Genomic DNA, 2,826 nt, shown 5'->3' with positions numbered 1-2,826 from the left:
CTCGGCGGGACAACCTCCCTGGACATCACAGCTAGCCCGCCCAGCCCTTCGACCGCTCGACGGCGTCGCGCCAGCGCGCGTGGGCATGGTCGGCTGCGTCGCGCTCACCGACCGGCTCGAAGCGCCGGTCCAGCGCCCAGGTCTCGCGCAGCGCGTCGGTCGACTCCCAGACGCCGGTGCCGAGCCCCGCGAGGAAGGCCGCGCCGAGGGCGGTGGTCTCGACGATCTGGGGACGCTCCACCGGCAGCCCGACCTGGTCGGCCTGGAACTGGCAGAGCAGGTCGTTGGCCGCGGCGCCGCCGTCGACCTTCAACGACGCGATCTCCGGCATCGTCTCCAGCACGTCGCGCACCTCGAAGGCGATGGCCTCGAGGGTCGCGCGCACGATGTGGGCGCGGGTCGTGCCGCGGGTGATGCCGATGATCATGCCGCGGGCGTGCGGGTCCCAGTGGGGGGCGCCGAGCCCGGTGAGCGCCGGCACGAACACGACGCCGTCGGTGTCGGGCACGCTGGCGGCGACGGCCGCGGTCTCGGCGGCGTTGCCGACGATCTGCAGGCCGTCGCGCAGCCACTGCACCGCCGCCCCGGTCACGAAGATCGCGCCCTCGTTGGCATAGGTGAGGACGCCGTCGGGGGAGCGCCAGGCAGCGGTGCTGAGCAGTCCCGCCTCGGAGCGCTGCACCGTGGTCCCGGTGTTGGCGAGGATGAACGACCCGGTGCCGTAGGTGCACTTGGAGTCGCCCTCGTCGAAGCAGGTCTGCCCGAAGAGGGCGGACTGCTGGTCACCGGCGATGCCCGCGATCGGCAGCGACAGCCCCATGAACACCGATGGCTCGGTGGCGGCGACCTCGCCCCAGCTGGGAACGAGGTCGGGCAGGGCGTCGCGGGGTACGCCGAAGAGCTGGCACAGCTCGTCCGACCAGTCGCCTGCCTCGAGGTCGAAGAGGAGGGTGCGGCTCGCGTTGGAGACGTCCGTGACGTGCCACGTGCCGCGGGTCATCCGGGCGATGAGATAGGAGTCGACCGTCCCGACGGCGTAGCGGCCGGACTGCACGAGGGCCCAGGTGTGCGGCTCGTGCTCGGCGAGCCACATCAGCTTGGTGCCGGAGAAGTAGGGGTCGAGGCGGAGCCCGGTCAGCTCGCTGACGCGGTCCTCGTGGCCGGCGTCGCGCAGGCGGGTGCAGATGTCGGCGGTGCGCCGGTCCTGCCAGACGATCGCGCGTCGGGGCGAGCCGAGCGTCTCGCGGTCCCAGAGCACGATGGTCTCGCGCTGGTTGGTGATGCCGATGGCGGTCAGCTCGGCCGCGTCGACCTTCGTCAGCACCTCCTTGGTCGCCTCGAGGGTGGCCTGCCAGATCTCCTCGGGGGCGTGCTCGACCCACCCGGGCCTGGGGAAGTGCTGGGCGAACTCCTGATAGCCCTTGGCGACGATCTGGCCCTGGGGACTGACGACGACGGCGGTGACGCCCGTCGTCCCGGCATCGATGGCGAGGACAGACATGGCACCAAACTAGTGCTCCGACTCAGGTAGGTTCTGCCGCATGCGCGACACACGGGGCGAGGACTACGCCAAGCGGCTGCACGACAAGGAGACGGCACGCTGGAAGCAGGTGCTGAACGTCCAGGCGCCCTACCGGTGGAACCTGCGCCGCCACGACCTCGGACGCACCCTCGACGTCGGCTGCGGCATCGGCCGCAACCTCGAGACGCTCGGCGCGGACTCGGTCGGCGTCGACCACAACGCCACCTCTGTCGAGCTCGCCCGTGAGCGCGGCCTCAACGCCCTGACGGTCGAGGAGTGGGAGAAGTCCGAGCTGCGGGTGCCCGGCGCCTTCGACGCGATGCTGGTCGCGCACGTCATCGAGCACATGCCTCCCGCGATGGGGGAGCAGGTCGTCCGCGACTACCTGCCCTACCTCAAGCCCGGCGGGAAGGTGCTCTTCATCTGCCCGCAGGAGCGCGGCTACGCCTCCGACCCGACCCACGTGCGCTGGACGACTGGCGAGGACCTGATGGACCTCTCGACGTCGCTCGGCCTGCGTCCGGAAAAATGGCGCAGCTTCCCGTTGCCGCGCTTCACCGGCAAGGCGTTCACCTACAACGAGTTCAACGTCGTCGCGACGAAGCCCGCCTAGCTGCTCCGCACGATCCCCAGCACACGCCGGTCGATCCACTCCGGGCGCAGCCCGGGCGCGACCCGCATCTCGTAGTTCTGCGAGCCGACCCACTCGCGGAAGTGCTCATGCCCCTGGGCCCGGGCGAAGGCCTCCAGCTCGGCGAAGAGCTCGTCGGTGACCGGCTCCTGCTCGTCGTGCGTCGAGGCCGTGAGGTAGAGGTCGTTGAGGTCGAGCAACCGCTCGAGCTCGGTCACGGGGTCCGTGTGGTCATCGACGCGCAGGTCCACTGCGGTGTCGTCGAAACCGCCGTACCCCGCACCGTCGCGCACCACCAGCAGCGAGGCCGACTGGCGTCCCCGTCGGTCGCCACCGGCCCGGTCGCCGGCCGCGAGGGCGGCGAGCAGGCGACGGGCGAACGGCTGCTCGGTGTCCGCGAGCCAGGCCGCCTGCATCGCCTCGACGACCTCGGGCCCGGTCAGGATGTTGCCCTGGATCGCGAAGCCGTCACCGCTCGCGCCGCCGGCCCAGTCGAAGCAGTCGCGACCGGTGTACGTCGCTGCGTTGCCCTCCATGTCGACGATGCCCACCTGCCGGTCCTCGCGACCGTCGTCCTCCTCCAGCAGGCGGTCGAGCGCGATCTGGGCCGTGGCCCCGTCGTCGAGGTGGGCGAGGGCGAGGAACTTGTAGGAGACGTTGGCGTCGGCCTGGG

General features: G+C 71.2%; 3 protein-coding genes. 1 reads left to right on the top strand and 2 read right to left on the bottom strand.

The features are described from left to right. Positions 1-31: 31 nt before the first annotated feature. A complete protein-coding gene (gene glpK, locus CF8_RS13010; RefSeq protein ID WP_010833571.1) occupies positions 32-1,501 on the bottom strand; it encodes a glycerol kinase GlpK in 1,470 nt (489 codons plus the stop codon). A 40-nt stretch (positions 1,502-1,541) separates the two neighbouring features. Here glpK and CF8_RS13005 point away from each other — a divergent pair, with 40 nt between their 5' ends. Further along, positions 1,542-2,135, top strand: a complete 594-nt coding sequence (locus CF8_RS13005) for a class I SAM-dependent methyltransferase (RefSeq protein WP_010833570.1) — start codon at positions 1,542-1,544, stop codon at positions 2,133-2,135. Here CF8_RS13005 and CF8_RS13000 read toward each other — a convergent pair. Next, the coding region (locus CF8_RS13000) for a DUF1028 domain-containing protein (protein ID WP_036490980.1) at positions 2,132-2,826 on the bottom strand (695 nt) is incomplete at its 5' end. The two genes, CF8_RS13005 and CF8_RS13000, sit on opposite strands and share 4 nt — an antisense overlap.

Origin of the sequence: Nocardioides sp. CF8 (assembly GCF_000389985.1) — a bacterium.
In the GTDB taxonomy this organism is placed as follows: Bacteria; Actinomycetota; Actinomycetes; order Propionibacteriales; family Nocardioidaceae; genus Nocardioides; species Nocardioides allogilvus.
The sequence above is the reverse complement of the archived record's forward strand: the minus strand, read 5'-3'. Positions and strand labels throughout refer to the sequence as shown.

Bases quoted from the DNA above. Each gene is read 5' to 3' on its own strand.
- glpK (WP_010833571.1), bottom strand. From the start codon at position 1,501: ATGTCTGTCCTCGCCATCGATGCCGGGACGACGGGCGTCACCGCCGTC.
- CF8_RS13005 (WP_010833570.1), top strand. From the start codon at position 1,542: ATGCGCGACACACGGGGCGAGGACTACGCCAAGCGGCTGCACGACAAG.